The following is a 24,607-nucleotide window of genomic DNA, read 5'->3' on the forward strand; positions in this document are numbered from 1 at the left end:
TCCGGCAGCGTACGGCGATCACCATCACGCGCTCGTGCCCGTGCCGGGGTTCGGCGGGGTGGGGTCCCGCGTGCCGCCGAGAGACCGAAGGCTCCTGTGAGTGCTGTGAGGAGATGGACGATGAGGGAAGAACTGCTGTTTCTCGACCGGGATGCCGTACGGGAGTGTGCCGCGCGGGTGGACCTGTGCGCCGTGACGGAGGAGATCCTGCGGCGGCACGCCGAAGGCCGCACCCACCTGCCCCCGGAGGGCTACCTGCCCTGGACCAACACCGAGGGCGCGTACTGCCGGTCGCTCGCCATGCTGGGGTCGATCGACGCCCAGGTCGGCCACCCCGCGGCGTACGGGGTCAAACTCATCAACGCGGCGACCAGCAATCCGGCGCACGGACGGGAACGGGCGGCCGGGATCAGCATGCTGTTCGACCCAGAGACCGCCCGCCCCACGGTGTTGGCGGAGGCCGGCTGGCTGAGCGCGGCGCGCACCGCGGCCTACACCATGGTGAGCCTGCGTCACCTGGGGCCGGCGGACTGGGACGCCCTGACGGTGATCGGATGCGGAACCCTGGCGCGGGCGCACCTGGACCTCCTGGCAGGGGCCTTCCCCGGCGTCGCCCAGGTACATCTGCACGACCTGGACCGCACACGGACCCGTGTCCTGGCCGGGTGGACACACGAGCACCATCCGCGACTGCGTGTACGGGTGCACGAGGACACCGAGGAGGCGGTGCGTGCCGCGCCGGTGCTGCTGACGACCACGACGACCGACAAGGGGTACATACCGGCGCGCTGGCTGGGCTCCGGCACGTTCGTGGCCCACATCTCGCTCGACGACCTCCTGCCCGATGTCTTCTCCACCGCGCAGGCCCTCTACGTCGACGATGTCTCACTCGTGGCCGAGAACCCACGCCGTGTCCTGGGCCGCCTGATGGGGCAGGGGAACGTCCTGCCCCCCTCGCACAGCCCGTCATCAGGTGCGGGACGGGCCCTGGAAGGCACGCTGGGCCAGGTGCTCACAGGTGCCGTGCCGGCGGTACGGCCGTCAACGGGCCACGTGGTCAGCAACCCTTTCGGCATGTCCCTGCTCGACGTGGGCCTGCTGACCGAGGTGCGACGGGTCGCCGAGGCCGAGGGCCTGGGACAGAAGCTGTCGCTCTTCTGAGTATCCGTCTCGCGACTGGAGTGAACGCATGAAGGACTACTACGCACCGCCCCGGCCCCGCGCGGAGCAAGGGCTGTTCTCCCTTTCCGAGCTCACGGACGCGGAGGTGGCGTCCCTGACGGCCCGCTCCGTGGAACTGTTCCACGACCCGCGTGCGCACGAGCGGCCCCTGGAGAGCAGCGCGGTGGGTGTGCTGTTCACCAAGACCTCCACCAGGACACGGACGGCTTTCACGGTGGGCGCGATCCGCCTGGGCGGAACACCGATCGCCTACGGTCCGCACGACCTTCAGCTGAACACCGGGGAGTCAGTGCACGATACGGGCCGGGTCCTGGGATCCATGCTCGACCTGCTCGCCGCCCGCACAGCCGCCCCCGTGGAGGAAATGAAAGACCTCTCCCGCTACGGCGGCATCCCGGTCGTCAACGCCATGAGCACGCAGGAGCACCCCACCCAAGGACTCTGTGACCTGGCGACCCTCCTGCTCGCGCACGGTGACCTCAGGGGCGTCAAAGTGCTCTACGTGGGAGAGGGCAACAACACCGCCGTGGCTCTGGCCCACGCACTGGCCACGGTGCCAGGCACACACCTGGTGTGTGCCACGCCGCGCGGATACGAAGTGCCGGAGAGTGAACTGAAGGCCGCGGCGGCGCGGGCCGCCGCGGTCGGGGCGGTCATCGAGCAGGTCGACGACCCGGCGCTGGCCCCGCCCGACATCGACATCGTGTACACCACGCGTTGGCAGACCACCGGCACCAGCAAACCCGATCCGAACTGGCGCGAGACATTCCGGCCCTTCCACGTCGACGACGTACTGATGCGCCGCTTCCCGCAGGCGTCGTTCCTGCACGATCTGCCGGCCCATCGGGGCGACGAAGTGTCCGGCAGCGTCCTCGACGGCCCGCGTTCACTGGCCTGGACGCAGGCGGCCATGAAACTCCCCAGCGCCATGGCGGTTCTCGAATGGGCGATCGGCCTTACGGCCTGAGCAGCCACCCACCCGCCCATCAGGAAAATCCACCGCAACGGGAAATCCACCGCATCGGAAAGGCCCCCCATGCCACACCTGACGCGCGTCAGCGGCTACACCCATCTCACCGACGCCGACCTCGTCCCACCCCCCTCACAGGGAATCTTCTTCGAACCCGCCGACACCGAGACCGGAGCCTGGGTCGGACACGACCTCGTCACACCCGGCTGCGGACTCCTCGACCTGGGCTCGGGCAGCGGCGCGGCAGCCGCGGCGATCTCCCGCTCCGGGGCAGGGCACGTCCACGGCATCGACGCGAGCGCCGACAGCGTCACCTGGGCGGGCAAGCACCACGCGGCCGAGAGGCCCGGCGCCCGCGTCACCTTCGCGCAGGCGGACTTCTCGCTGCTGGACTCCCGGCAGCTACTGGCCACCGCACCGCAGCCCGTGCCCCGGCCGCTGGTCGTCACCAGCAATCCTCCGTACGTGCCGATGGCCGAGGAGGCCGAGGACAAGCGGTCGATCACCGCGGGCCCCGACGGGCTCAGGTGGGCGCCCGCGATCATTGCGCACGCCCGCGCGCTCCGCTGCGACCTGGGACTCACCATCGGCAGCTACTCCAGTCCGGCCGCAGCCGTAGGAATGCTGCGCGATGCGGGATACCGCATCCGGACCGTCACGCTGTGCCCCCTCGACCTCGGGGACTTCACCGTGCGGCACATGGAGCGCACGGCCACGCTCGAAGAGCGAGGGGAGGCCGTGCTGTGGCGTCGTGAGGAAGAACCCCCCGCCTACTTCATCACCGGACTGGCCTGCCGCTGGGCCGGATCCGGCCCAGCGCAGACCACCGAGACCCCGGACGAACTCACGGGTGAGGGGCTGATGGACCTCCTGCGTACAGCGGCACGCTCGTCCACCCCCCGGCTGGAAACCCTCGACGACGCGGGTGCAGACCTCTGGCCGGGGGCGGTGCGGGTGGTGGACCTGCCCGCAGCGGACCACCGCAACCACTGGTGAGAGCGCACTCCGCCGGTCCCCGGCGGATCGGCCCCGCCCGGCGCGGGTGCCGATCCGGCCTGCCGTAGCCCGGTGGTCAGAAGCGGGTGCCAGCCGTCAGCAGCGAGGCCAGCGCCGAAGGGCCGCCCCGCTCCAAGGCCGCCCGCTGCCTCGCGGCGCCCGTCCCGTCCGAGAGCAGGCGGGCGAGGGCCCCGGCCACCCGGTCCAGGTCTCCGGCATCCTTCAGCGCCGGAGCAACGTACTCCAGAAGTGTCGTGACGACGTCTGCGGCCGGTGCCGGCCGCAGACGCACCGGATCGAGCAGGGTTCCCTCCAGACCATCGCGCGCGCCGTGCCACACGGCCGCTGACACCAGCTCCTGGGGTACCGGCACGAGAGGTGACCCCTGTCGCATCTGCCCCGCGAGGATCGTCGTCAACGCTCTGAGCAAGCCGGCGAACATCACCGCCTCCTCCGCCCCCAGCTGAGTGTCCATGGCACGGATCTCGACCGTCGGATAGCGATCGGAGAGCCTCGCCTGCCAGTACAGCTGACCCCGGCCGCGGATCATGCCCGCCTCGATCAACCCCGCCGTGCGCACCCGGTAATCCCGGGCGTCGGAGAACAACGGCGGCGGACCACCGACGGGCCACCGCCCGTACGCGATGGTACGCCAGCTGGAGAACCCGGTGTCCCGTCCGTCCCACAGCGGCGAGTTGGCGGCCATGGCCGTCAGCGCCGGCAACCAGGGGCGCAACCGGTTGAGCACCCCGACCCCCAGTTCCCGGTCCTCGATGCCCACATGGACGTGCATGCCGTTGATCATGTGTTCGTGGATCAGTGGTGGCGTGTCACCGGCCAGATCCTCATACGGGGGCCCCTCCGTCACCAGGGCCGGGCCCGGCCCCCGGTACGGCCCCGCTCCGGTCACCGCCACCCGGCATCCGGCGGCCGCCGCCGCTTCGCCCACCAGACGGCGCATCCTCCCCAGATGCTCGGCCACCTCGTCGAGTTCCCTGCACACCGGAGTGCCGATCTCGATCTGCGCCCGCAACAGTTCGGGCGACAGATCTCCCGGACCGCTCCCCAGGAGCCCCCTGGCGCCCGACAGCACCCGGCTGTTCCACGGCACCGGCGAGAGGCTGTCCGCCTCGACCAGCAGGTACTCCTCCTCGACTCCGAAAGTGGTCATCCGGTGCTCCGCCGAGGAGTCGGTCGCGGTCGCGTCGCCTGGCACCACTCGCCTCCATGATGCCGACCGTCCTGAACCTGAAGAGGTCTCCGCCTCACGTCTGGCCTCCCAGGCCTGTTGTCCTCGAGCCCATTCCTGCCCGCTGGATACTGGGCCATTCCACGCGCGGACATCTGGCGGCCACGCGGTCGAGCCACCGGCGGCCCGTGTCCGTCCCATCCTTCAACCGTTCGCGTCGGACAGGACATGTACCTTGGAACCGGACTTACCCCGGTCCACGGGACTCGGACCTGCAAGTTCACCCTCCTTTTCAGCGCGTACGTGCGCCGAGACGAGAACGGCTCGGGACAGATCTACCAGACCCTGCATCCCGGAGCTGGAGGACCGTTTGGTGCAGCCGACCCCACACCCCGGCATGCTAGGCGGTCCAGTTGCTCGTAGAGGGCGCGGACGAGGCGAACGCGGCCTTGGGCGCAGCGCACCGTGTCCTGCGGGCCGGCCGCACGGCGTTCGGCCTTCGGTGAGGACGGCGCCTGAGCGGGTGCGCGTGATCGCGCCTGGGGGCACCGGACGGACCTGGGAGCGTGATCACGCAGGCCGAAGCGTGGTGAGGACGGCAGCGGCGATTAGGTGGTTGCGGCGGAACCAGCCAATCCGGCCCTCGACTCGCCCTTCTCGTGGGCACCGCGGATGCCGGGCTGGCAGTAGACGGCTTCCAGGCCGTAGTGCGACCGGAACGGTCCAGCGTTCGGCTTCCACCCGGCGCCGTGAGAGGCCCGGTACCTGAGCGACGGCGGCCCTAAGTGGCTGGCTGAGAACCGGTCACGGGCTGGTGGGTGTGTGATGTGTGTGTCGTGCGAGGCGGCGGGTCATGAGGATGATCATTGACCGCGCCGCGCTGCGCAGGGATGCGGTCACCAGGCGGGCTCCGGCCTCGGCGGCCAGGAAGCACAGCGAGGTGGAGTCTATGCCGCCGGAGAGATCCGCTCCCAGGACCTGCCCCGGCCGCACCCGCAGCGACACCGCTTCACGCAGTGCCTCACGCAGGACCGGTGCGCCCTCGGCGAGGGAGAGCTGCGGCGAGGCCGCGTGCCACCACACCTTCGTGCGGTGGCTACCGTCTCGTTCCAGGAGCAGCGCCCGGCCCGGTGCGACGGCGTGCACCCCGCGCCACATCGCACCGCCGGCCAAGGGAGGGGGCGGGGGGTCGGTGGTGAGGATGCGGGCGGCGAGCTGAGCGGGGTCCACCACCGCCTGGGTGAGCCAGGCCAGCGTGCGGGCGCGGTCCGCACACACCGTCACCCCCTCAACCGTTGCCCGGTACAGGCGGCGCGAACCGAAGGCGCCGCCCCGCAGGTAGCTGCGTCCGTCGACGGACGCGAGCAGATGGAAGCTGCCGGCAGTGCCCCGCACCGCTGTCTCGACATCCCACAGATCGCGCAGCCCTTCACGCGAACGCCCAGATCCTGCGCGGTGAGCGAACACCGCCCGGCCACCGCCAGCAGCGACGACCCGGCCGACGCGAACGCCCAGGTCCAGCGCCTGGATCTGCGACTTCTCATCCACGCACAGCACCAGGGCCTTCTCCGGCGGGTCGAGGTAGAGGCCGACGACGTCGCGGACCTTGTCGATGAAGAACGGGTCGGTCGACAGCTTGAATGTCTGCGAACGGTGGGGCGCCAGCGCGAACGCCCGCCAGATCCTTGAGACTGTCGACTGCGACATGCCCGTCGCTGCCGCCATCGACCTCGTCGACCAGTGTGTTGCGTTCTTCGGTGTCTCCTCAAGCGTCCTGATGATCACCCGTTCCACGTCCGCGTCGGTGATCTTCCGCGGGACATCCGGCCTGGGCTCATCACACAGTTCGTCCAGGCCGTTCTCGAGGAAGCGCCGCCGCCAGGTGCGGACCGTGTCCGGAGCGATCCGCAGCCGGCGGGACACCTCCATGATCGAGTGGCCGTCCGCACACTCCAACACGATTCGCGACCGCTGAGCCAACGCTTGAGCGGTCGTACGCCGACGCACCCAGCCCTCCAACACAACCCGTTGGGCATCAGTCACTGACAACGGCGGAATCTTCGGACCAGGACGACTCATACCGAAACTAACGACAAACCTCTGGCGCAGGACACTAGGTGAGACTCGACGGGACGATCCCGTAACGGCGCATCTTGCGGTACATGGTGGCGCGGGAGATGCCGAGATCCTGTGCGGTGCGCTGGACGTTGGAGTTGCGGTCCATCAGCCCGCGCAGAATGGCATCCCGTTCCAGCGCTTCGATGGTGGTCAGGACCTTGTGGGACGACACCCGGCATTCCGGCGGGAGATTTTCCACTTGGATGATCCCGCCGGCAGGACGCCGTGCGAGGCCACGGATCACCGACTCGAGCTGGCGGACGTTCTCCGGCCAGGGGCAGCGCTGCAGCATCGTAAGCGCATCCGGGGAGCAGCTGCTCTCTCCGCTCGGGCGGTACTTGAGCAGGAAGAACCGGGCCAAGTGCTCGATGTCTCCATAGCGATGGCGGAGGGGCGGCAGCTCCACGGAGGTGCCGCACAGAAGGTCGAGCTCCTGATTGGTGGTAACCATGGACGGTTGGCTGGCGATGACCAGTTGCCCGGTGGCGGCCTTGTCGGAGTGCGCCAGGAGGCTTGTGAGCTGTCGGCGCAGGTGATCGCCCAGCAGGTGGACGTCGCGCAGCACGACCACCGTCGACGGTTGGGCGCACAGTTCGCGGACGTCGCGCAGCCAGTGCTCGGTGGCGTGCGGTGACTCCGACAGCGGCGCTTCCACCATCTCGAGCCGGCGCCCGTCGCCGTGGGCCCGGTGGATGGCATGGACCAGCGTCCGCTTGCCTACACCGGCTTCTCCCACGAGATGTAGCCAGGATCCGGCGCGAAACGCCGCCTCGGTTTCGGCAACCGCGCGCAGCCATTGCGGGGAGGAGCCCACCAGCCCCAGGCCCGATCGTGTGGGAGCGGCGCCGGCGGAAACGGCCGGGGCGGGCTGGGGGCGTCCGATGACCCGGACTCGGAAGATGGCGCCCGCGTCGCTGTTTTCGCGCCGGCTACGGCTGACCCGGAGTTCGGCGACTCGTCCGGAGGGGAGGGCGATACTCCGTGTCCCTTCGAACCGGGGATCGTCGGCGATCTCACGTGCGTGGTCCAGCAGCGCGTGGTGATCCGCCCCTGTCACGGCTGATCTCAACTGCTCGTTCATCATGACGCCCTCACGATTGAGGGCCAGGACAGCTCCGGGGCGCACCGAGGAGCACGCGTCCATGTAGTCCTGGAAGAGGGCCCGCTCCCGTCGCGAGCTGATCGCGGCGATCTCGCTTTCGATCTGGCCCGCGACAGAGCGGGCCAAGGCCATGAGCATGCCGGCGGAACCCTGACGGACCGTGGTCAGGTTGAAGGCTCCCAGCAGTGTGCGCCGAACGGGGTGCAGGATCGGCACGGCCGCGCAGTGGAAGTCCCGCAGTTCCTCGACGTAGTGCTGGCTTCCGGCGATCATGACCGGTCGGCCGCTGGCCAACGCGGTGCCGATGCCGTTGGTGCCCACATAGCGCTCGGCGAACACGTGGCCCGGAGCCAGTTGCACTCGGTTGAGCCGCGTCGTAAGACCCTCGTGGGAGACCGTGCGGGACAGCACCACGCCGTTCCGGTCGGTGATCATCGTGGACACCGGATCGTCGGCAAGCTGCTCGTGCAGCCTGGTCACGATCGGTAGTGCCGCCCTGGCGAGCGGGCTGTCCACATTGGGGTTCTCGAGGTACGGAGCGTCGATGCAGCCCGGCTTCACCGCGTACTCGATCGAGCGCTGCCACGAGGCGACCACGAGCGGGCGGGCGCTCGGATCCTTGGTGACTTCCAGGTAGAGCTCTCTGGCTGCTGTCAGCGAGCTGCCAGGTTGGCGTCGGGGCATTTAACACTTCCGTATCAGGCGCGTCATCCCTCGGTGGAGTGATTGGAACAGCTCAATGACGCCGCGCCTATGGCGTGTATCACATTGAGACATCGGCGGACCGCTTCTGAGACATCGGTCTGCGAGCGGCGGACGGTGTAATCGGCGCACCACACACCCGCCATTCGCAGGGAGCGCCATGAAAGCCGTGCAGGTCATCGAGTACGACGAGCCGCCCGCGCTCGTGGATGTGCCGGACCCGCAAATCACCGGTCCGCTGGATGTGATCGTGAAAGTGGGAGGCGCGGGGGTCTGCCGCACCGATCTCCACATTCTCGAAGGACAGTGGGCCGCCAAGAGCGGGGTTGTCCTGCCGTACACCATCGGCCATGAGAACGCCGGCTGGGTACAGGAGGTGGGGCAGGCCGTCACCCACGTCAAGGTCGGCGACCCGGTCATCCTGCACCCGCTCGTGACCTGTGGCCTGTGCCGCGCCTGCAGGGCCGGCGATGACGTGCACTGTATGAACTCGGCTTTCCCGGGGATCGACACCGACGGGGGCTATGCCGAGTACCTCAAGACGACCGCCCGCTCGGTCGTGGCACTCGACCCCTCCCTGGAGCCGGCCTCGGTGGCGGCTCTGGCCGATGCCGGGCTCACGGCGTACCACGCTGTCGCCAAGGCGGCGCGGACCCTGCGACCGGGTGACCGGGCAGTGGTGATCGGCGCCGGAGGTCTCGGGCACATCGGTATTCAAGTGCTCCGGGCTCTTTCTCCGGTCGAGATCATCGTGATCGACCGGAGCGCGGATGCCCTCGCCCTCGCCGAGGAGCTGGGTGCCGAACACACGCTGGCCGCGGACGGCACCGAGACCGAGCGCGTCCTGGAACTCACCGGAGGGCACGGGGCGGAGGCGGTTCTGGACTTCGTGGGCGAGGGGGGCGCCGTCGAGACGGGCATGGCCTGCCTGCGGCGTAACGGCGACTACTACGTCATTGGTTACGGCGGTCGGCTCGACATTCCGACGATCGACGTCATCTCCACCGAGATCAACTTCATCGGCAACCTTGTGGGGTCCTACAACGACCTCTCCGAGCTGATGGTGCTGGCAGCCCGGGGCAAGGTCGGCCTGCACACCCAGCGGTACCCCCTGGCCTCCTTCCAGGAGGCCCTCGACAACTTGTCCGCCGGTGCCGTACGCGGCAGAGCAATCTTGATCCCCTGACGGCCGAAGGAGCACTCCCATGCGTAACAGTTCGTACAAGGGCGTGGTCGCCGCCGCGGCCGTAGTGGCCCTCACCGCCACTGCCTGCACCGGTCAGAACCCGGTGGAGAACAAGCCCGACAAGCCCGGGCTCTTCAAGCCGGGCTCGCAGATCAGCTACAGCAAGTACGGCCCCGACTATCCGGCGACGAAAGTCAAGGACGTCCCGGGCCCGTGCAGCTACGAGTCGATCAGCCGTAAGGACTACTCCGGACAGACGCTGAAGATCATCAGCCACGCCGTCCCCGTCATCGGCGAGCCGACCAAGCTTCATGCCAGGCAGTTCGAGGAGATCACCGGGGCGAAGGTGCAGGTGATCAACGTCCCCTTCGGGGAGCTGCACCAGAAGATCCTCACACCCCTGCAAGCAGGCCAGTCGGCGTACGACGTCATGTTCTACCCCTCCCTGTGGGTCGGCGACATGGCCCCTCATCTGGCCCCGGTGCCGAAGAAGTATCTGGACACTCCCGCCATGAAGGACGTCACCAAGGCCTACATGGACGTGGCGACCTGGGATGGGAAGGTCGTGCAATACCCCGTGGACGGTGACCGGCACTACCTCAAGGTCCGGACGGATGTCCTTGAGGACCCGAAGCGGCAGTCGGCGTACAAGGCGGCCACGGGCAAGGAACTCCGGACTCCCAGGACGTGGGCGGAGTACCAGGAGGTCGCCGCGTTCTTCAGCGGCAAGGAGGTCGACGATGACGAGAAGCCAAACTTCGGCAGTGCCGAGGTGACCAAGCGGGACGACCTGACGTTCTCGGCGTTCATCAGCCGCGCGGCGCCGTATGCGAAGCACCCGGACGTCAAGGGTGGCCTCTTCTTCGACGTGGAGACCATGAAGCCGCTGATCAACACGCCCGGCTTCGTACGCGCCCTCGAAGACATGGTGAAGGCCAAGTCGACCTGGGCACCCGGCGGCGCCAACTTCGGTCTGGGCGACGAGATCTTCTCGTTCGGAGGCGGCCAGTCGCTGATGTCCTACTCGTGGGACGACGCCTTCATCCAGGCCCAGTCGCCGGACAGCCGGATACGCAACAAGGTCCTGGCGGCGCCGTTGCCGGGATCCGATGAGGTCTACAACCGCACCACGAAGGCGTGGGACAAGAAGCGGAACCAGGTTCCCTACTTCACCTGGGGATGGACTTCGGCGGTGGCCAAGGCCGCGCCCAACCAGGACATGGCCTTCGACTATCTGTGCTTCTTCAGCAACGAGGCCAACACCGCTCTTGACCTGACCATCGGCCGTTTCGGTGTCAACCCTTACCGCAACGCCCACTTCGACGCGGCGTTCTGGGAGAAGCAGGGCTGGGACAAGGACGTCGCTGAGTCGTACGTCCGGACACTCTCCGGCATGGAGAAGAGCCCCAACCGCGTCTTCGACCTGCGCGTACCGGGTGTCAACGGGTACATGTCCGCGCTGGCCAACGGCGTCGCCGCGGCTCTGGCGGACGAGAAGGCTCCGCAGCGCGCGCTGGACGACGTGGCCAGGGAATGGAACAAGATCACCGAACAGATCGGCAAGGACAAGGTCCGCAGCGCCTATCGAAACGTGGTCGCGCTCGAGGACAACTCCTGACCCGACCGCAGGGACGCCCCGGGGTGGCCGGCCTCGCCGGCCGGCCCCCCGGGGGCGCCCGCCCGCTTCCGTAAGGAGAACCATGGAAGGCCTGCGCCGGCACAAGAGCATGTTCCTCCTCCCGGGACTGCTCACGCTCGCCCTCATCATCATCTTTCCGCTTTTGTTCACCATCCGTGTCAGCTTCTCCGGCTGGAACGTCAGCAGCCCTCAGATGGACTTCATCGGAGGCGCCAACTACGCCACGATGCTTGACGACAGTCGCTTCTGGGCCTCGATCATGCGCCTCGCCCTGCTGGCAGGCGGCACCGTCCTGATTCAGTACGTCATCGGATTCGGGATGGCCCTGCTCGTCTGGCGTGAGGCACGCGGCCGTCGTCTCTGGCGGGTGCTGTTTCTCGTCCCCATGATGACCACGCCCGTGGTGATGGCCGCCATCTGGCAGATGATCTTCCACGAGTCGCTGGGGCCCGTGAACGATCTGCTCGGGATGCTGGGCCTGACCAAGGTTCCCTGGCTCACCGAGTCCGGTCCAGCACTGGTCGCGCTGATGACCGTCGAGGTGTGGCAGTGGACGCCGTTCATGTTCCTGCTGTTGCTGGCGGGCCTGTTGAGCCTCCCCAAGGAACCGTTCATGGCCGCCGCGATCGACGGCGCCGACGCTTGGCGCACCTTCCGGAAAGTGACCTTCCCGCTCATGGCGCCAGTGTCGGTCGCGGCGATCATCATCCGGCTGATCGAGGCGTCCAAGCTCTCCGACAGCGTGTACGTGCTGACCTCCGGGGGTCCGGGCTCCTCCACCGAAACTCCGGGCTACTACCTCTACATCCAGGGGCTCAGGGATCAGCAGACCGGGTACAGCGGGGCGATGTCTCTGACGTATCTGGTCCTGATGATCGTCACGCTCACGATTGTCGCCGCTTTGCTCGCCAGGGCCTTCAAGCTGAAGGGGGACTCATGAGGTCGCGCCTTTATCCCGTATTCAAATACACTGTGATCGCGCTTTGGGCCTGCTTCGTCGCGGGACCGTTCTTCTGGGCCATGACGACCAGTTTCAAGGATGCCAACGGCGTCCAGGGTGGCGCCACTTACCTTCCATGGCTCCAGTACGAACCCACCGTCACCGGGTGGCGCAACATCTTCGGCGGGGCCGGTGGTGTCGACGTAATGCAGCCCTTCGTCAACAGCGCTGTCGTCACCATCGCCGCCTCGGCCATCAGCCTCGTCCTGGGATCCTTGGCCGCCTACGCGTTGTCCCGCTATCGCTTCAAGTTCGGCTTCATCAAGAACAGCGACATCGTCTTCTTTTTCGTGTCACAGCGGATCATGCCGCCTGTCGTCCTGGTGATCCCCTTCTTCTACCTCCTGCAGTGGACGGGCCTCCTTGACAGCATCCTGGGCCTGGTCATCGTGACGGTTGCCCTGCTGCTGCCGATCGCGGTCTGGGTGATGGTGGACTTCTTCAACGGCATCCCGCGTGAGATCGACGAGATGGCCATGCTCGACGGCTGCGGCCCGTTCCAGACCTTCGTACGTGCGATCTTGCCGAACTCCCTGCCCGGGCTGACCGTGGCCGCGATGTTCTGTGTCGTATTCGGCTGGAACGACTTCTTCTTCGCCTTCAGGCTGACCTTCACCGAGGTCCAGACCCTGCCCCAGGCGGTCGTGGCCCTCAACTCGTCCATCCCGCCCTGGTGGACTCTGTCCGCCGCCGCCCTCTTCGGCGTGGCGCCGCTGATCCTTCTCGCGCTCCGGGTCGAGCGCTATCTGTCCAAAGGCAACCTCTCGGGAGCGGTCCGATGAATCTGAGAGCCACTGATCTGTGCCTGACCGTCGACGGCGTAAACCATCTCAAGGAGGTGACGGCGACGTTTCTGCCGGGACGGCTCCACACCGTCATCGGCCGCACGATGGCGGGAAAGACGACACTGCTGCGGGCGCTGGCCGGTCTGCAAGGGGTGGACTCGGGCTCCCTGACCAGGGAGGGAGCCGACTTCCTGAAAACGCCGGTCTGGCGACGCGACACCGCCATGGTCTACCAGCAGTTCATCAACTACCCACATCTCAACGTGTTCGACAACGTCGCCTTCCCGCTGAGGCGGGCGGGACTGTCACGAGACGAGATTCAGCGGCGTGTCAGGAAGAGCCTGGCACGTGTTGGCCTGGCCGACTTCGAGCGGCGCAAGCCGTCTCAGCTCTCCGGCGGCCAACAGCAGCGAGTCGCGCTGGCTCGCGCTCTCGCCCGCGGCACGGGCATCCTCCTGCTCGACGAGCCGCTGGCAAATCTCGACTACAAGTTGCGTGAACAGCTGCGCGACGAGTTCAAGACCCTCTTCTCCGACCAGGGCGACACCATAGTGATCTACACGACCACCGAACCCGCCGAGGCGATGTTGCTCGGTGACGTGGTGCTGGTCATGCACGAAGGACAGATTCTCCAGGCCGGCCCTCCGCATGAGGTCTTCGAACGCCCGGCGACGACGATAGTGGCGTCCATCATCAACGACCCGCCCATGAACATTTTCGCGGGCCGCATCGAGAGCGGTCAGGTCACGGTGGCCGGTTTCCAGGCCACGCACGGGTCCGCGCATCTCGCCGACCTGCCCGACGGTGCCTACCAGTTCGGCCTGCGTGCGACGGACGTCAGCCTGGCGTCCGCCGGTGTCGACGGCGAGGTCACCTTCGTCGAGATCTCCGGGTCGGAGACCTTCGTTCACGCGGCCGTCGGCGAGACCCCGTTCGTCGTACAGATCCAAGGCATCCATGACGTCACTCTCGGCGACCTGGTGAAACTGCGCCTGCGCCCCGAGCGTTTGTTCGCCTTCGATGAGGAAGGGACGCTCGTGCGGACACCTTCCTACCATCTCGCTTCCGTGGAAGGGCGTTGATATGACACAGCTGGACATCGTCGACGTTGGGCACACCTACACGCACGGGGTCGATGAGGAGCGGTGGGCGCTCAAGCCACTGGAGCTGACCTTCGAGGCGGGCAAGACCTACGCACTGGTCGGACCGTCGGGCTGCGGCAAGACCACGCTGCTGAACATCCTGTCCGGGCTGGTCAGACCGTCACAGGGCCAGGTCCTCTTCGACGGTGCGGACGTCACGGCTCTGCCCACGAGGGCGCGCAACATAGCCCAGGTTTTCCAGTTTCCCGTCATCTACCAGTCGATGACGGTGTACGAGAACCTCGCCTTCCCTCTTCAGTGCCGCCGGTGGGACAAGGCGAGGATCGATGCCAAGGTCCATCAGGTTGCCGAGGCGCTGGACCTGGACGACCGGCTGAGGCAGCCCGCCCGACGGCTCACCGCCGACGACAAGCAGCTGATCTCGCTCGGCCGTGGCCTTGTCCGCGATGACGTGGCGGCCGTGCTGATGGACGAGCCGCTGACCGTCATCGACCCACAGCTGAAGCACTCACTGCGGCGCAAGATCCGTGAAATCACCGAGCAATTCCGGCCCACAGTGATCTACGTGACCCACGATCAGTACGAAGCAATGAGCGTTGCGCAGGAAGTACTGGTCATGAAAGACGGCCGGGCGATGCAGCAGGGCACCCCGGAGCAGCTTTTCGAGGCACCCTCTTCGACGTACGTCGGCTACTTCGTCGGATCACCGGCAATGAACTTCCTGACCGTGGACAGGGAGGCACGCGGCACCGTCACCCTTGGGGGCCGGCCCCTCGCCGTGGCGTGGGACATTCCGGAGAACGTCGGCGAAGCGCAGGTGGGAATCCGGCCCGAGTACGTCGAAATCGTCACGGAACCCGGGCCCAATACGTTTCCCGCCACGCTTCGGGGCGTCCGGGACCACGGGCCGCAGCGCGTGCTCGAAATTGAGGTGGCCGGGCAACTCATCAGGGCGAAGGTGCCGCGGGAGGACGGAGTTCCGGCGAGCGAGGAGTTCCTGGTGCAGCTGCCGCGCGCCAAGACCCTCCCCTACGCGGACGGTCGCCTGATACTCCAGTCGTAGATCACGTTGTCGAGAGCTGCCGAACGGAAACACCTATGCCGGCGACAAGCCACCGGGTTCCCCCCGGTGGCCACGGTCGTTGGAAGAGGTGCGGCCTCGAGCAGTCTTCAGCCCGTGCGGCATTGAGACCCGGACGGGTGGCGGATGTCGAGGACAAAGCGTTCCGGCGAGTGGAGCTTGAAGGTGTTGTAGACGGGCTCGGTGTTGAAAGCGGCCCCAAAGGTGACCACTCCTTCGAAGTCGCCCGTCAGAGCGACGCCCTTGAGTGTGGGCAGCCCAATCTTGACCAGCTTGGGCCCTTTGTGAACCGACTGCCTCGCCTTGTCGTCCGCGATGACGCAGTCGAACAGCGTTCGGGCTCCGGATGATGCGGACGGCACCCCCCGAACCGTGCTAAAACCGACCAGGGTTCGCGCCTCATCGGTTGCGCCCCCCAGCCGGGGGAGGTCTCGGGGGGCGCAGCGGAGGGGGGCAGGTGGTATCGGGGCGGTGGAACACCTCGGTCGGTCGCCAGGGTTCTGGCGCCGGTGGGAGCTTGCTGAACGACGGGAGGGGGACTCGATTCGCCCGTGCTGCTGCATCCTCGCCGGTCTCCTGGGCGGCGGTCGTGAAGTCCTCGGCAACGCCGACCGGCACCCACTGGTGCCCGTCCCATTCCTGGATGCCGCGCGGGGCGTGAGGGTCGACGTGGGTTCCCTGCTCCATCTGGTCGCCGAGCGGGGCGGGCCTGCGCTCCCCGCGCGCGGGTCGGCGCCCCTCGCGGCGTTCCGCCCACTGCTCAAGGGGCTCGTCGTCCATGCGGTGCTCCCTCCTCGTTGGCCCGTCCAGTCTGCCGCGTCGGCGTGGTGGCGGGGAACCTGCCGCCAGGGTCTCAGCGTTGCCGTCCACCCCCCTCGTGTCAGTGTGGTCGTGCCGTCAGGGCTGATAATGACGCGGGCTCCATAGACGGGCAGTTCCCCGTGCTGCAGCCACCACGATCGGATGTTGTTGAGCTCGTCATACAGGGCGGCGCGGGCCGCACTGGTGCACAGTCGCGGTCTGCTCTCCCGGCCTGGTGCACGCCCGCGCCCAGGACCCGTCCGCGTGCAGCATCCACGCCATGCGGCTGCCGTCGTCACTGATGCCGGCGCGGTGCTCGATGCCGGGGACCGTGAGTGAGAGCATCGACCACACCTCCCAGGCCTGCATGACGTTGAGCACGGGGAAGGGCGACCGGGTGACCTCCTCTCCTTTGTGGTCAACGGCCTGGGCGAACACCTCGTTCAACGCGGGCGGGTAGTCGTTGCCGGCGCGGGGGGTCATGAACGATCCGCGGTCCCATTCGACGCGGCCCCTGGCGCCGCCGTCGTCGGTCTTGTCCGCGGTGACAATCAGACCGGTGCCCGCGATGGTGGTCACCAGGCGTCCGCCGCGTCGAGCGCGGCTAGCCACGAGGCGGGGATGCGGGGCATCGACACGATCCGGTCGAAAGTGCCGGGCAGCTCGTCCGCGCCAGCGTCCGCGGTGACCACTGCCGGGTGCCAGCCGATCCGGCCGAGCCGTTCAGCGGCGGCCTCGGTCAGGTACGGGTCGACGTCCAGCGTGGTCACCAAATCGTCGCCGAGTCGCCGGCAGGCGAGGGCGGCGCTGTACCCGTCACGACCAGGCTGGGGAGGGTGGAGGATGACGTGGGGTGTCCGGTGACGGGTTTGCCGATGTTGGCGTGGTCGGCGTGCACAGGACCGATGCGGGTCACGAGCGTGGTGTCCGAGTAGGCGGCCGTCGCCCACGTCTGTTCGTCGGCCGGGCCGTCGATGGCCGTCCACCCGTGCTCGCCGGGGGTGAACCAGCGCTCGACCAGGGGGTGCCGGGGCGTCTCCCTGATCGGTACCCCCTGGTCCGATCCCGGGTGCGCGATGGTGGCGGCGAGCGCGGCCGCGTACGGCTTCCAGTCCATCAGGTGACTCCTTGAAGATCATCGGCGATGGCCTCGGCGATCGGCAGACCAGTTGCGCCCTGTATCCAGTTCCATTGGCCACACGGGTTGACCTCCAGGAACGTCCAACGCCCGTCGGGGCCCACGATGAAGTCTGCCGCGCCGTAGCGCAGTTGCAGCCGCTCCATCAGGCGTCGCACTCCGGCGGCCACGGGCTCGGGGATCTCGGTGGTGACGTAGGTCAGGGACCCGTAGTCGCTGCGCCAGTCCTCATGGGCGGCTTCGCTGCCGGCGTGGATCGCGGCGGCGAACATACGCTCGCCGACCACCGTGAGACGGACCTCGTGCTCCTTGCTGACCCAGGCCTGGAAGAGGTGCGCGGTGGTGTCGATCCCCCGCAGGTCGTCCAGGTCCTGGCTGCAAGCGCTGGGTGTATACGGACTTGAGCTGATCGTCCTCGATGAGCACGGGGGAGGCGACCGGTGAGGTTCCCCTCGTAGCGTGGAGTCCGTGACAGCAGGGGATGCTGGTTGTCATGGCGGAGAAGCGTCGAGTGTTCACGGCGGAGTTTCGTGAGGGGGCGGTACGCATCGTGACGGAGCCCGGGAAGCCGGTCCCCGAGGTCGCGGAGGACCTGGGGATCAACGAGACGACGCTGGCGAGCTGGGTCTCGCGGGCGAAGCGGGCCGGGAAGGCGACCGTCGAGGACAGGGACGCGTTGATCGTGCGGCTGACGTCGGAGAATGCGGCGTTGAAGAAGGAGAACAAGGGACTGGGGGATGGAGCGTGATGTCCTCAAACGCTGCATGGTCCTGTGGGTGAAGTAGCCGTGGCGGACCCGGCCGCTGTGGCCGGGGTGATCAGCGACAACAGGACCGAGCACGGCATCCCGCACACCGTCTCGTGCCGCGCCCTGAGCGTGAGCGAGTCGTGGTTCTACAAGTGGCGCGACCGGCGGCCCACCGGACGTGAACAGCGGCGACAGCATCTGGCCGACAGATCTTCACCGAGTCCGGCGGGACCTACGGATCACCGAAGACTTCCGTCCTGCTGGTCCGAAAGGGCTGGCGCATCTCGGTGCACACCGTTGCGAAGCTGATGGCCGAACTCGGCCTCGTCGCCTGGGTGGTCAGACGCCGAAGCGGGCTGACCAGGCCGGGGAAGCGGCCGGCCGCACCGGACTTCGTCAAGCGGGACTTCACCGCCGAGGAACCCGATCTCGTCTGGGCGGGCGATATGACGGAAATCGTCACCGAGAAGGGCAAGCTCTACCTCGCCACGGTCATCGACCAGTTCTCCCGGCGCCTGCTCGGCTACGCGATGGGCTCCCACCACGACGCGGACCTGGTCGTGGCGGCGCTGCACATGGCAGCGGCCACCCGGCGGTGACGTCCGTGGCGTGATCTTCCATAGCGATCGCGGCAGCGAGCGAGTACACGTCCCGGAAGTTCGCCCGCGCCTGCCGCCGACTGGGCGTGACGCGGTCCATGGGCCGGGTCGGCTCGTGCTTCGACAACGCCGTCAGCGAGGCGTTCAACAGCGTCCTCAAAGTCGAGTACGTCCACCGGCACACGTTCCGCACCCGCACCGAGGCCCGGAACAAAGTCGCCACCTGGATCACCGACTTCTACAACGCCCGCCGACTACACAGCGTGTGCGGGTTCAAGAGCCCGATCGACTACGAGAACGAGTACCGAGCCGGCCTCACCGTGGGACTGGCAGCATAGGAAGGACTCCACAGTTCGAGGGATTTACACTCACCACAACACGGGGGCGCTCGGCCCCGCGCAGCCTGGGGGCGAATCCTTCGCGCTCCCCCTCAAGGGGGTGTTTCAACTAAGACGTGTCATATGGATGTGGATCGGGTTGCTTCGATGGCTGCACTCTCGCGATCTGGCGAGATACGAGGAAAGGACACATCCATGTCTCTGCATCGTCCTGCACTGGCCTTCGCAACGTTCGTGTTGACGCTGGCTGGCCTCACCGCAGCCAGCGTGGCCCCCGCCTCCGCAGCCCCCAATCCCGACCGGGACATCGTCAACAAGATGAGCGGAGGGCGCCTGGCCTTGTTGAGCAACAGCACCGGGGAGGGCGCCCCCGCCATCACGCTGCGCGACCCCGCCTGGAACTACAGCACCGAGAGCTGGGAGGCCGACTTCTCGGCCTGGGGGGCAGACGCACCCAACACGTACACAGCCACGTTCAAGAACGAGGCCGCGAACAAGTGCCTCCAGCCCAGCTCCGCCACGCCTGCACGGGGGACCACCATCGTCGTCAAGACGTGCGATGGATCCCAGCTCCAGAAGTGGAGCCTGATTCGCGAAATGGCCGGCGACACGCACACCGGCTGGTGGATCTACCGCCCCATGGTTAACAAGGATCTGGCGATGTCCCTGAACCGCTACAACGACGGCAGCTGGGACAGCCTGAACCTCAACTACGCGCAGCCGAGTTCGGACCGCCTGTGGCGGCTGGCAGCCAACAACTCGCCGGTCGCCAACAGCTGATAACGCCGCGACAGAGCAGGACACAGTCCTCGCGGTCATCGTCCTTTCGATCACCGGCAACAGTGCCTACCTGGCCCCTGTCATTGCGATCGGCACCTCTGCCACTGCCGTCGGCCGCACCGGGTCAGCATTCGCAGCAGGCGCTAACGCGCCAGGCCTGGGCGGAGACGTCGCTTGGGCCGAAGCTCGGCCGTAAGGGTGTTTGCCGCACAGCAGCGGAACGGCTCCGCCCTCGGGAGAGGGGGAGCCGTTTTCCGTCCGGGGTGAGATTGTGTCAGGTGTGGCTGTGGTGGCGCTTGTTGCCGGTGACCAGTCGGTAGACAGCGAGGAGGATGACCGAGCCGATGATGGCAGCGATTCAGGTGGAGAGGTCGAAGAAGCCATCGATGGAGTCGACTCCGAAGATGACCTTGCCGAGAAAGCCGCCGAGCAGGCCGCCCGCGATACCGATGAGCATGGTGATGATGACGCCGCCCGGGTCCTTGCCGGGCATCAGCGCCTTGGCGACGGAGCCCGCGAGCAGACCAATGAGGATCCAAGCCAGAATGCCCATGATAGAGCGGCCCGATGACCGGGCTGATGTCCTCCGGCTCGAAGCTCGCGGCAGTCGCGGTCAGCTCCGCCACCCGGATCGACGGGACGCTCTTGAGGACGACGTCGTTCGTGGGCATGTGCCCCTCACTCTCGATCGACCGGAGTCTTGCCTCGACCTGCACCAGCCGCGCCGCCGCCGCGGTCATCGTGGCCTCCAGCTCGGCCCTCCGCAGCTGTAGCATGCCGCGCAGTTCCTCGGTGGTGACCTTTTCGTCCAGGATGTCCTGGACCTGCTGGAGGGTGAACCCCAGCTCCTTGAGCGCGATGACGCGGTTGAGACGGGCCAGCTGGGCGGCCGTGTAGTGGCGGTAGCCGGTGGCAGGGTCGACGTGGGCCGGGCGCAGAGGCCGGTCGCGTCGTAGTGACGCAGCATCCGGACCGATACGCGGCCGTGCCGGGCGAAGTCTCCGATGGTGAACATGATGTCTCCGAGTTCAGCACCTGACACGGTGTGAGGGTCAACAAGCCACCTCCCGCCCGGCTGGCTGACAGCGACTCGAGCGTCGGCCAAGTGAGGGGCCCGTCAGACAGAGTGACCACGTGCGACATCCTCCTTCAGTGTGCGGCTTCCAGAGCGGCGCGCCATACCGGGCTGTCCACGTAGTGGTTGTCGAAGCGCTCGGAAGACTCTGCTATCTCCTGCGGGCTCGCCTCACCGCGCATCACCCGGCCGAGCAGCCGGAGATAGTCGAAGCGTGGCATGCCGGGCGTGAAGACGAACAACACGTCGGCCTCGCGCCGGGCGCCGCCGCGAAAGCGTGCGGAGTGCGCGGCGGTACGAGCAGAAGGTCGCCCTCATCCAGGATCTTCACCTCGTCGTCGACAAGCACCTGAAGAGAGCCGCCGATGACGAAGAACAGCTCCGAGGCACGGGTGTGAAAGTGCGCCGGGGCACCCACAGCGCCCTTGGCGAACTGCGAGCGGTAGCTGGTGAGCGAGCTGCCATCCGTGCCGCAGTCGGCCAGCAGCGTCATCACACTGCTCGGGTCACTCGTGGTCTCGGCGGTAGCGGCGCGAGTCAGAACCGGTGTCAGTGCGGGGGTGTCGGCGGCGTTCATAGTCGTACTCCCTGTGCTGAGCTGCGGCTTCGGGCGTCTCCCGGGGCCTTGTGCTGATCAATCTATGCCAGCAAGAGACCCACCTCATGGTGCATTCTGACGTCCAGATCATGGGTCAATTCTGTGTCCGGGCGCCAGCCCCAGTCGTGGCCGAGGCCTCCAGGCGCAGCACCGCGAACGCCCGTACTCAAGGCCGACAGTCAGCGGTTGCCGCGTTGGCGGCGGTCGACGGCTCCCACATCCGGGCGTTACAAGGGGCACCAAGACGGGATGAAACCCTGTTGACCGGGGCAGAACCGGCAGCAAACACCACCTGATCACCGACGCCAAGTTCGACGGCTACCGGTGCTTGCTCTTCACCCCGGCCCGGCCGGGCGGGCCGACGCTCCTGCAGTCGCGGTGCGGATCGCTGATCCGGCGCCACTTCCCCGACCTGGCCGCCGCCGCGCGCCAGTTCCCGTACGGCCTGGTCCTCGACGGCGAAGTCGTCTTGTTGTCTGGGGACCGCCTCTCCTTTGAGGCGCTCCAGCGCTGGCCGAACGGTCGCCCCCCAGCATCTGGCGGTCGGCGAGTGGACGCGATACGGCCTGACTCCCACCTCCCCGCCGTTGTGGTCGGCGAGCAACACGGACGACTGGCGACGCGACTACGCGAACGAGCCGGTACGCCTGAGCATCACCGCCAGGTCGAAGGGCAGCGAGTGGATCGTGCCGCTGGAAGTCCCCGTCACCATCGAGAGCGGCTCGTGACCGCCGCCCGGCCCCTCGCTGTAGCGGCCGCGCCCTGGTCCGGCGCCTGACCACAGGCCCGACCACGGCAGGTCAGGAGTCGGTGATGTGGTCGAAGCCGCTCAGCATCGGCGTCAGCTCCTGAGCACACCCGCACAGTGTGCATAGCCGCGTCCCCGGGTTTTCCGCGACGTTCAAGGCGTGCTCCACATCGAGCATCGGCGCGCCCTGCGGTGCCTCCTCGCAGTCCGGCGCGTGCAGCACACCCCGGGCCGGGCCCCGCCCCTCGCGCACCTTCGCCAGCACCCATCCCGAAGCCGGCGCTCCCCGAGCACCTCGCGGACCGCCGACCGCGGCGACGGCTCCAGCCGCTCGGTGGCGACCTGGCGTAGTCGACGCCGTCGACCGGGCGCACATGGTCGGGAGCCCGGACCCACCCCCGGTACTCCGCCGCCTCCACACCGCCCTCCAACTGGTGGAGACGCAGTATTCGGAGGGTGCGGTATTCGACGTCTGCTCATCCGTTGGTCCTGCGGGGCACGGCTGTCGGTATCGGCCAGTCATAGCCGCTGAGAAGCAACCGAGTGTCGAGAAAAGAACTTCGGGTGCGGTTGTCGCACGGCACCCTGACAGCGAACCGGCGTGCTCGAACTACGGCCCATCGGAACCGATTCCGGAGTTCCTCGCAGACCTCCGAACGCTCGCCGTCGACGCCCTGGACCAAGTGGTAGGTCGCGCTGTGGAGCGGGTTGGTCAGAGCCGGACGATGAGGAGGGCGATGGATGTGCATAACCGCAGGTGGTGCTCGGGATCTGATCACGCTGGGCATCTTACGGACGCTGCAGTCTGTCGAGCATGCTGCGCGCGAGGACGGTGTGGCGGTGTCCGGGCTCGAGGACGTGCTGTGCGTCGTTGAGGGTCTGCGTTAGTTCTTCACTCGCCTCCTCACTGTGACCTGCGGCAACCAGCGCTTGAGCCTTTTGCAGGCGGGTGTGAATGGCATGCGGGTGTTCGTGACCGAGGACGCGGCTGCGGTCGGTCACCAGTTGCGCGAACGCCGCAGTTGCTTCACTGGTCCGGCCGGCCCGGGCAGCAAAGGCTGCGTGGGTGCTGCGTATGGCAAGCATGTGCGGGTCGTCTGGCCCCAGAGATCGCTGGGCGTCCGTCAGAAGATGTTGGAGCTGCCGTTCAGCCTCGGCCAGATCGCCATGCAGGCTGGAGAACCAGATGAGGCTCCGCCGGACAGAGAGAACTTGGGGGTGGTCAGGCCCCTCCAGCCGTAACCGGTCGTCAAGTAGGTCACGCAGCTGCCGGATGGCCGTACAGGTCTCGCCCGCTTCCCCGGTGAAGTAGGCCTGCTGGTGCCGAGCAGCCAGCGTATCGGTGTGCTCGGGCCCCAAGGCCGCGGCGGCGTCGACCACTAAGGCACCGAATGCGGTCGAGGCTGCCTGCGGATCATCGGCCTCTCCGGTGAAGAACGCCCACTGATGGCGGGCAACCAGCGTATCGGGATGACACGGGCCGAGTTCGGCCTGTCTCCGCCGCACGATGCCCTCCAGCTCCCCGACCGCCTGGCGCGGCCAGCCGCGGTCGCCGACCGCTATCGCCAGCAAGAAGTCCGCCCCAACTGCGCCCCCTGCGCGGGCGCGTTCGAGAGCCGCAGTCGCCCTCGACAGTTGACTTGCCTGGTGGGCGAGAAGCCCCATGTCGTAGGCATCAGCGGGCTCCACCCAGGACAGCAGCGTCTCCCAAAGATGATCCGGCACCGGAGGCAGTTCCGGTGCGTTCAGCAGATAGTCGAAGGCTATGTAGCCCTGGCTGTAATTCCCGATCAGGAGCCCGCTCGTGGCGTAGGCGGCCTTGCACGCCCACTGCATCGCCTCAGCGAAAGGTTCGGGCTGCAGGTCCGGCCCGCCGCGCTCAGCGAGATAGGGCAGATGGAGGTCCTGGAGCCACTGCCTGCTGGCCGACCGTCGTAGTCCCGACCGGCGACAGTCGACGGCTGCCGCCACGATGGCTGCGCCCCTCGGATTGGCCCCCGGCGCCCAGGCGTTCTCCCACGCAGCCAACAGCTCTGGACCGGCTGCGACAACTTCTGCAAGTCCGAACCGATCGCAGCTCTCCAAGGCCAGCCTGATTCGCGGATCCCCCTGGTGTGCCACAGCGCGCTGCCGTTCGGTCATGGACCAGTGGCGTTCCAGGCGGATCTTCACCGCCAGGTGCAGTACTTGGCGTTGGATCCGCCAGGCGTCCCGGTCAGATCCTGTCAGCCTGCTCTCCTCTCGAGCGTCATAGCGGCGGTACTCCTCCGACCGCATCGTCGCCAGCACCACGACACGGCCGGGCTTACCCTGAAGGAGACCGGCCAGCATGGATGTGGTCACCCCGTCGGAGCCCAGATAGTTCTCAAGATCGTCCAGCCACAGGACAGCACGTCGGCGACGCCGGGCAACCTCAATGGCAGGGGCGAGTGCTGTTCTGGCCATGGGCCGCACGAAAGCATGCCGAGGGAAGCAGGACCGCGCTACCTCGTATGCCAAACGGGTTTTGCCGGCAGTTGATTCACCCACGATGAGTACGAAGCCACCCTGTTCCAGTGTGCTTGCCGCAAGGAGGGCTCGGCATCGCGTTCCACGTACGGCGGCGCCGGCCGCTGATCGTGGTGTCCGTCTGCCGGATGCACACCAGCCAGTTCAGGACGGTCCAGCTGGTCAACCCTGAGAATGCCTCCCGACGCGGTCCGTAAGAGTGCGGCCACGTTCGGCTCGAC

The 24,607-nt window shown here is 67.4% G+C and carries 23 protein-coding genes and 7 pseudogenes; 14 read left to right on the forward strand and 16 right to left on the reverse strand.

Annotation, left to right across the window (positions count from 1 at the left end; all coding sequences use genetic code 11):
• Positions 1 to 120 precede the first annotated feature (120 nt).
• From AS594_RS34370 to AS594_RS34380, 3 genes are all read left to right on the forward strand, one after another.
• On the forward strand, positions 121 to 1,161 hold the full coding sequence (locus AS594_RS34370) for an ornithine cyclodeaminase family protein (protein WP_069774690.1): 1,041 nt from the start codon (positions 121 to 123) through the stop codon (positions 1,159 to 1,161).
• Between the two features lie 28 nt (positions 1,162 to 1,189).
• Positions 1,190 to 2,149, forward strand: coding sequence for an ornithine carbamoyltransferase (locus AS594_RS34375; RefSeq protein WP_069774688.1), 960 nt, complete (start codon positions 1,190 to 1,192; stop codon positions 2,147 to 2,149).
• A gap of 69 nt (positions 2,150 to 2,218) precedes the next feature.
• Positions 2,219 to 3,148, forward strand: coding sequence for a methyltransferase domain-containing protein (locus AS594_RS34380; RefSeq protein ID WP_069774687.1), 930 nt, complete (start codon positions 2,219 to 2,221; stop codon positions 3,146 to 3,148).
• Positions 3,149 to 3,224: 76 nt separating this feature from the next.
• On the opposite strand, the gene AS594_RS34385 is transcribed toward AS594_RS34380, so the two are convergent.
• The 5 genes and pseudogenes from AS594_RS34385 to AS594_RS34395 form a co-directional block, all read right to left on the reverse strand.
• Positions 3,225 to 4,319 carry a carboxylate-amine ligase gene (locus AS594_RS34385; protein WP_069930981.1) on the reverse strand — a complete coding sequence of 365 codons (1,095 nt, stop codon included), beginning with the start codon at positions 4,317 to 4,319 and terminating at the stop codon, positions 3,225 to 3,227.
• Positions 4,320 to 4,544: 225 nt separating this feature from the next.
• Positions 4,545 to 4,734 (reverse strand): annotated as a pseudogene (locus AS594_RS45510) (IS5/IS1182 family transposase); the annotation flags it as partial.
• A 407-nt stretch (positions 4,735 to 5,141) separates the two neighbouring features.
• Entirely contained in the window at positions 5,142 to 5,495 is a 354-nt protein-coding gene (locus tag AS594_RS46605) for an asparagine synthase-related protein (protein WP_240509313.1), read from the reverse strand.
• 357 nt (positions 5,496 to 5,852) lie between these two features.
• Positions 5,853 to 6,416, reverse strand: a pseudogene (locus AS594_RS46610) (IS630 family transposase); the annotation flags it as partial.
• Between the two features lie 34 nt (positions 6,417 to 6,450).
• Positions 6,451 to 8,154, reverse strand: coding sequence for a sigma-54-dependent Fis family transcriptional regulator (locus tag AS594_RS34395; protein ID WP_240509164.1), 1,704 nt, complete (start codon positions 8,152 to 8,154; stop codon positions 6,451 to 6,453).
• Between the two features lie 265 nt (positions 8,155 to 8,419).
• Between AS594_RS34395 and AS594_RS34400 the strand changes: the two genes are divergently transcribed.
• The 6 genes from AS594_RS34400 to AS594_RS34425 all read left to right on the forward strand — a co-directional run bounded on the left by AS594_RS34400 (position 8,420) and on the right by AS594_RS34425 (position 15,035).
• Complete coding sequence (locus tag AS594_RS34400) at positions 8,420 to 9,445, forward strand: NAD(P)-dependent alcohol dehydrogenase (protein ID WP_069774684.1); 1,026 nt, start codon at positions 8,420 to 8,422, stop codon at positions 9,443 to 9,445.
• 19 nt (positions 9,446 to 9,464) lie between these two features.
• Complete coding sequence (locus AS594_RS34405; protein ID WP_069774683.1) at positions 9,465 to 11,063, forward strand: extracellular solute-binding protein; 1,599 nt, start codon at positions 9,465 to 9,467, stop codon at positions 11,061 to 11,063.
• 82 nt (positions 11,064 to 11,145) lie between these two features.
• The gene (locus tag AS594_RS34410) at positions 11,146 to 12,024 is read left to right on the forward strand and encodes a carbohydrate ABC transporter permease (protein WP_069774682.1); all 879 of its coding nucleotides are present in this window, start codon (positions 11,146 to 11,148) and stop codon (positions 12,022 to 12,024) included.
• Positions 12,021 to 12,866, forward strand: coding sequence for a carbohydrate ABC transporter permease (locus AS594_RS34415; RefSeq protein WP_069774681.1), 846 nt, complete (start codon positions 12,021 to 12,023; stop codon positions 12,864 to 12,866). The genes AS594_RS34410 and AS594_RS34415 overlap by 4 nt, the downstream gene beginning before the upstream one ends.
• On the forward strand, positions 12,863 to 13,951 hold the full coding sequence (locus AS594_RS34420) for an ABC transporter ATP-binding protein (RefSeq protein WP_069774678.1): 1,089 nt from the start codon (positions 12,863 to 12,865) through the stop codon (positions 13,949 to 13,951). Before AS594_RS34415 ends, AS594_RS34420 begins: the two co-directional genes overlap by 4 nt.
• Position 13,952: 1 nt before the next feature.
• Positions 13,953 to 15,035 carry an ABC transporter ATP-binding protein gene (locus AS594_RS34425; protein WP_069774677.1) on the forward strand — a complete coding sequence of 361 codons (1,083 nt, stop codon included), beginning with the start codon at positions 13,953 to 13,955 and terminating at the stop codon, positions 15,033 to 15,035.
• A gap of 107 nt (positions 15,036 to 15,142) precedes the next feature.
• Here AS594_RS34425 and AS594_RS34430 read toward each other — a convergent pair.
• The 6 genes and pseudogenes from AS594_RS34430 to AS594_RS41635 all read right to left on the reverse strand — a co-directional run.
• Positions 15,143 to 15,367: pseudogene (locus AS594_RS34430) on the reverse strand (AMIN-like domain-containing (lipo)protein); the annotation flags it as partial.
• A gap of 85 nt (positions 15,368 to 15,452) precedes the next feature.
• Positions 15,453 to 15,833 carry a DUF6087 family protein gene (locus tag AS594_RS44945; RefSeq protein ID WP_141746804.1) on the reverse strand — a complete coding sequence of 127 codons (381 nt, stop codon included), beginning with the start codon at positions 15,831 to 15,833 and terminating at the stop codon, positions 15,453 to 15,455.
• Between the two features lie 198 nt (positions 15,834 to 16,031).
• On the reverse strand, positions 16,032 to 16,433 hold the full coding sequence (locus AS594_RS47640; RefSeq protein ID WP_069774675.1) for a hypothetical protein: 402 nt from the start codon (positions 16,431 to 16,433) through the stop codon (positions 16,032 to 16,034).
• A complete protein-coding gene (locus AS594_RS47645) occupies positions 16,430 to 16,624 on the reverse strand; it encodes a hypothetical protein (protein ID WP_069774674.1) in 195 nt (64 codons plus the stop codon). Before AS594_RS47645 ends, AS594_RS47640 begins: the two co-directional genes overlap by 4 nt.
• Positions 16,621 to 16,971 carry a hypothetical protein gene (locus tag AS594_RS47650; RefSeq protein WP_069774671.1) on the reverse strand — a complete coding sequence of 117 codons (351 nt, stop codon included), beginning with the start codon at positions 16,969 to 16,971 and terminating at the stop codon, positions 16,621 to 16,623. The genes AS594_RS47645 and AS594_RS47650 overlap by 4 nt, the downstream gene beginning before the upstream one ends.
• Positions 16,971 to 17,279: an MvdC/MvdD family ATP grasp protein gene (locus tag AS594_RS41635; RefSeq protein ID WP_240509165.1), complete on the reverse strand. Its 309-nt coding sequence runs from the start codon at positions 17,277 to 17,279 to the stop codon at positions 16,971 to 16,973. Before AS594_RS41635 ends, AS594_RS47650 begins: the two co-directional genes overlap by 1 nt.
• Before the next feature lie 206 nt (positions 17,280 to 17,485).
• On the opposite strand from AS594_RS41635, the gene AS594_RS34455 reads away from it, so the two are divergent.
• From AS594_RS34455 to AS594_RS34470, 4 genes are all read left to right on the forward strand, one after another.
• Positions 17,486 to 17,740 (forward strand): transposase, encoded by a 255-nt coding sequence (locus AS594_RS34455; protein ID WP_240509166.1) that lies wholly within the window; start codon positions 17,486 to 17,488, stop codon positions 17,738 to 17,740.
• A 209-nt stretch (positions 17,741 to 17,949) separates the two neighbouring features.
• The gene (locus AS594_RS45515; RefSeq protein ID WP_256098580.1) at positions 17,950 to 18,339 is read left to right on the forward strand and encodes a DDE-type integrase/transposase/recombinase; all 390 of its coding nucleotides are present in this window, start codon (positions 17,950 to 17,952) and stop codon (positions 18,337 to 18,339) included.
• Positions 18,340 to 18,425: 86 nt separating this feature from the next.
• Positions 18,426 to 18,677 carry an integrase core domain-containing protein gene (locus AS594_RS45520; RefSeq protein ID WP_218109139.1) on the forward strand — a complete coding sequence of 84 codons (252 nt, stop codon included), beginning with the start codon at positions 18,426 to 18,428 and terminating at the stop codon, positions 18,675 to 18,677.
• A gap of 195 nt (positions 18,678 to 18,872) precedes the next feature.
• Positions 18,873 to 19,457, forward strand: coding sequence for an RICIN domain-containing protein (locus AS594_RS34470; protein WP_069931896.1), 585 nt, complete (start codon positions 18,873 to 18,875; stop codon positions 19,455 to 19,457).
• 274 nt (positions 19,458 to 19,731) lie between these two features.
• On the opposite strand, the pseudogene AS594_RS34475 reads toward AS594_RS34470, so the two are convergent.
• The 3 pseudogenes from AS594_RS34475 to AS594_RS34485 all read right to left on the reverse strand — a co-directional run bounded on the left by AS594_RS34475 (position 19,732) and on the right by AS594_RS34485 (position 21,109).
• Positions 19,732 to 20,010 (reverse strand): annotated as a pseudogene (locus AS594_RS34475) (GlsB/YeaQ/YmgE family stress response membrane protein).
• Position 20,011: 1 nt separating this feature from the next.
• Positions 20,012 to 20,472: pseudogene (locus AS594_RS41645) on the reverse strand (MerR family transcriptional regulator); the annotation flags it as partial.
• Between the two features lie 134 nt (positions 20,473 to 20,606).
• Positions 20,607 to 21,109: pseudogene (locus AS594_RS34485) on the reverse strand (cupin domain-containing protein).
• A gap of 515 nt (positions 21,110 to 21,624) precedes the next feature.
• Here AS594_RS34485 and AS594_RS44055 point away from each other — a divergent pair.
• Positions 21,625 to 21,858 carry a hypothetical protein gene (locus AS594_RS44055; RefSeq protein ID WP_141743722.1) on the forward strand — a complete coding sequence of 78 codons (234 nt, stop codon included), beginning with the start codon at positions 21,625 to 21,627 and terminating at the stop codon, positions 21,856 to 21,858.
• A 72-nt stretch (positions 21,859 to 21,930) separates the two neighbouring features.
• Here AS594_RS44055 and AS594_RS34490 read toward each other — a convergent pair.
• Both AS594_RS34490 and AS594_RS34495 read right to left on the reverse strand, forming a co-directional pair.
• Positions 21,931 to 22,306 (reverse strand): annotated as a pseudogene (locus AS594_RS34490) (DUF6233 domain-containing protein); the annotation flags it as partial.
• A gap of 361 nt (positions 22,307 to 22,667) precedes the next feature.
• Positions 22,668 to 24,323, reverse strand: a complete 1,656-nt coding sequence (locus tag AS594_RS34495) for a tetratricopeptide repeat protein (protein ID WP_141743721.1) — start codon at positions 24,321 to 24,323, stop codon at positions 22,668 to 22,670.
• Positions 24,324 to 24,607 lie beyond the last annotated feature (284 nt).

It is taken from the genome of Streptomyces agglomeratus (assembly GCF_001746415.1).
Lineage (GTDB): Bacteria > Actinomycetota > Actinomycetes > Streptomycetales > Streptomycetaceae > Streptomyces > Streptomyces agglomeratus.

Bases quoted from the DNA above. Each gene is read 5' to 3' on its own strand.
- AS594_RS34370 (WP_069774690.1), top strand. From the start codon at position 121: ATGAGGGAAGAACTGCTGTTTCTCGACCGGGATGCCGTACGGGAGTGT.
- AS594_RS34375 (WP_069774688.1), top strand. From the start codon at position 1,190: ATGAAGGACTACTACGCACCGCCCCGGCCCCGCGCGGAGCAAGGGCTG.
- AS594_RS34380 (WP_069774687.1), top strand. From the start codon at position 2,219: ATGCCACACCTGACGCGCGTCAGCGGCTACACCCATCTCACCGACGCC.
- AS594_RS34385 (WP_069930981.1), bottom strand. From the start codon at position 4,319: ATGACCACTTTCGGAGTCGAGGAGGAGTACCTGCTGGTCGAGGCGGAC.
- AS594_RS46605 (WP_240509313.1), bottom strand. From the start codon at position 5,495: ATGTGGCGCGGGGTGCACGCCGTCGCACCGGGCCGGGCGCTGCTCCTG.
- AS594_RS34400 (WP_069774684.1), top strand. From the start codon at position 8,420: ATGAAAGCCGTGCAGGTCATCGAGTACGACGAGCCGCCCGCGCTCGTG.
- AS594_RS34405 (WP_069774683.1), top strand. From the start codon at position 9,465: ATGCGTAACAGTTCGTACAAGGGCGTGGTCGCCGCCGCGGCCGTAGTG.
- AS594_RS34410 (WP_069774682.1), top strand. From the start codon at position 11,146: ATGGAAGGCCTGCGCCGGCACAAGAGCATGTTCCTCCTCCCGGGACTG.
- AS594_RS34415 (WP_069774681.1), top strand. From the start codon at position 12,021: ATGAGGTCGCGCCTTTATCCCGTATTCAAATACACTGTGATCGCGCTT.
- AS594_RS34420 (WP_069774678.1), top strand. From the start codon at position 12,863: ATGAATCTGAGAGCCACTGATCTGTGCCTGACCGTCGACGGCGTAAAC.
- AS594_RS34425 (WP_069774677.1), top strand. From the start codon at position 13,953: ATGACACAGCTGGACATCGTCGACGTTGGGCACACCTACACGCACGGG.
- AS594_RS44945 (WP_141746804.1), bottom strand. From the start codon at position 15,833: ATGGACGACGAGCCCCTTGAGCAGTGGGCGGAACGCCGCGAGGGGCGC.
- AS594_RS47650 (WP_069774671.1), bottom strand. From the start codon at position 16,971: ATGGACTGGAAGCCGTACGCGGCCGCGCTCGCCGCCACCATCGCGCAC.
- AS594_RS34455 (WP_240509166.1), top strand. From the start codon at position 17,486: ATGGCGGAGAAGCGTCGAGTGTTCACGGCGGAGTTTCGTGAGGGGGCG.
- AS594_RS34470 (WP_069931896.1), top strand. From the start codon at position 18,873: ATGTCTCTGCATCGTCCTGCACTGGCCTTCGCAACGTTCGTGTTGACG.
- AS594_RS34495 (WP_141743721.1), bottom strand. From the start codon at position 24,323: ATGGCCAGAACAGCACTCGCCCCTGCCATTGAGGTTGCCCGGCGTCGC.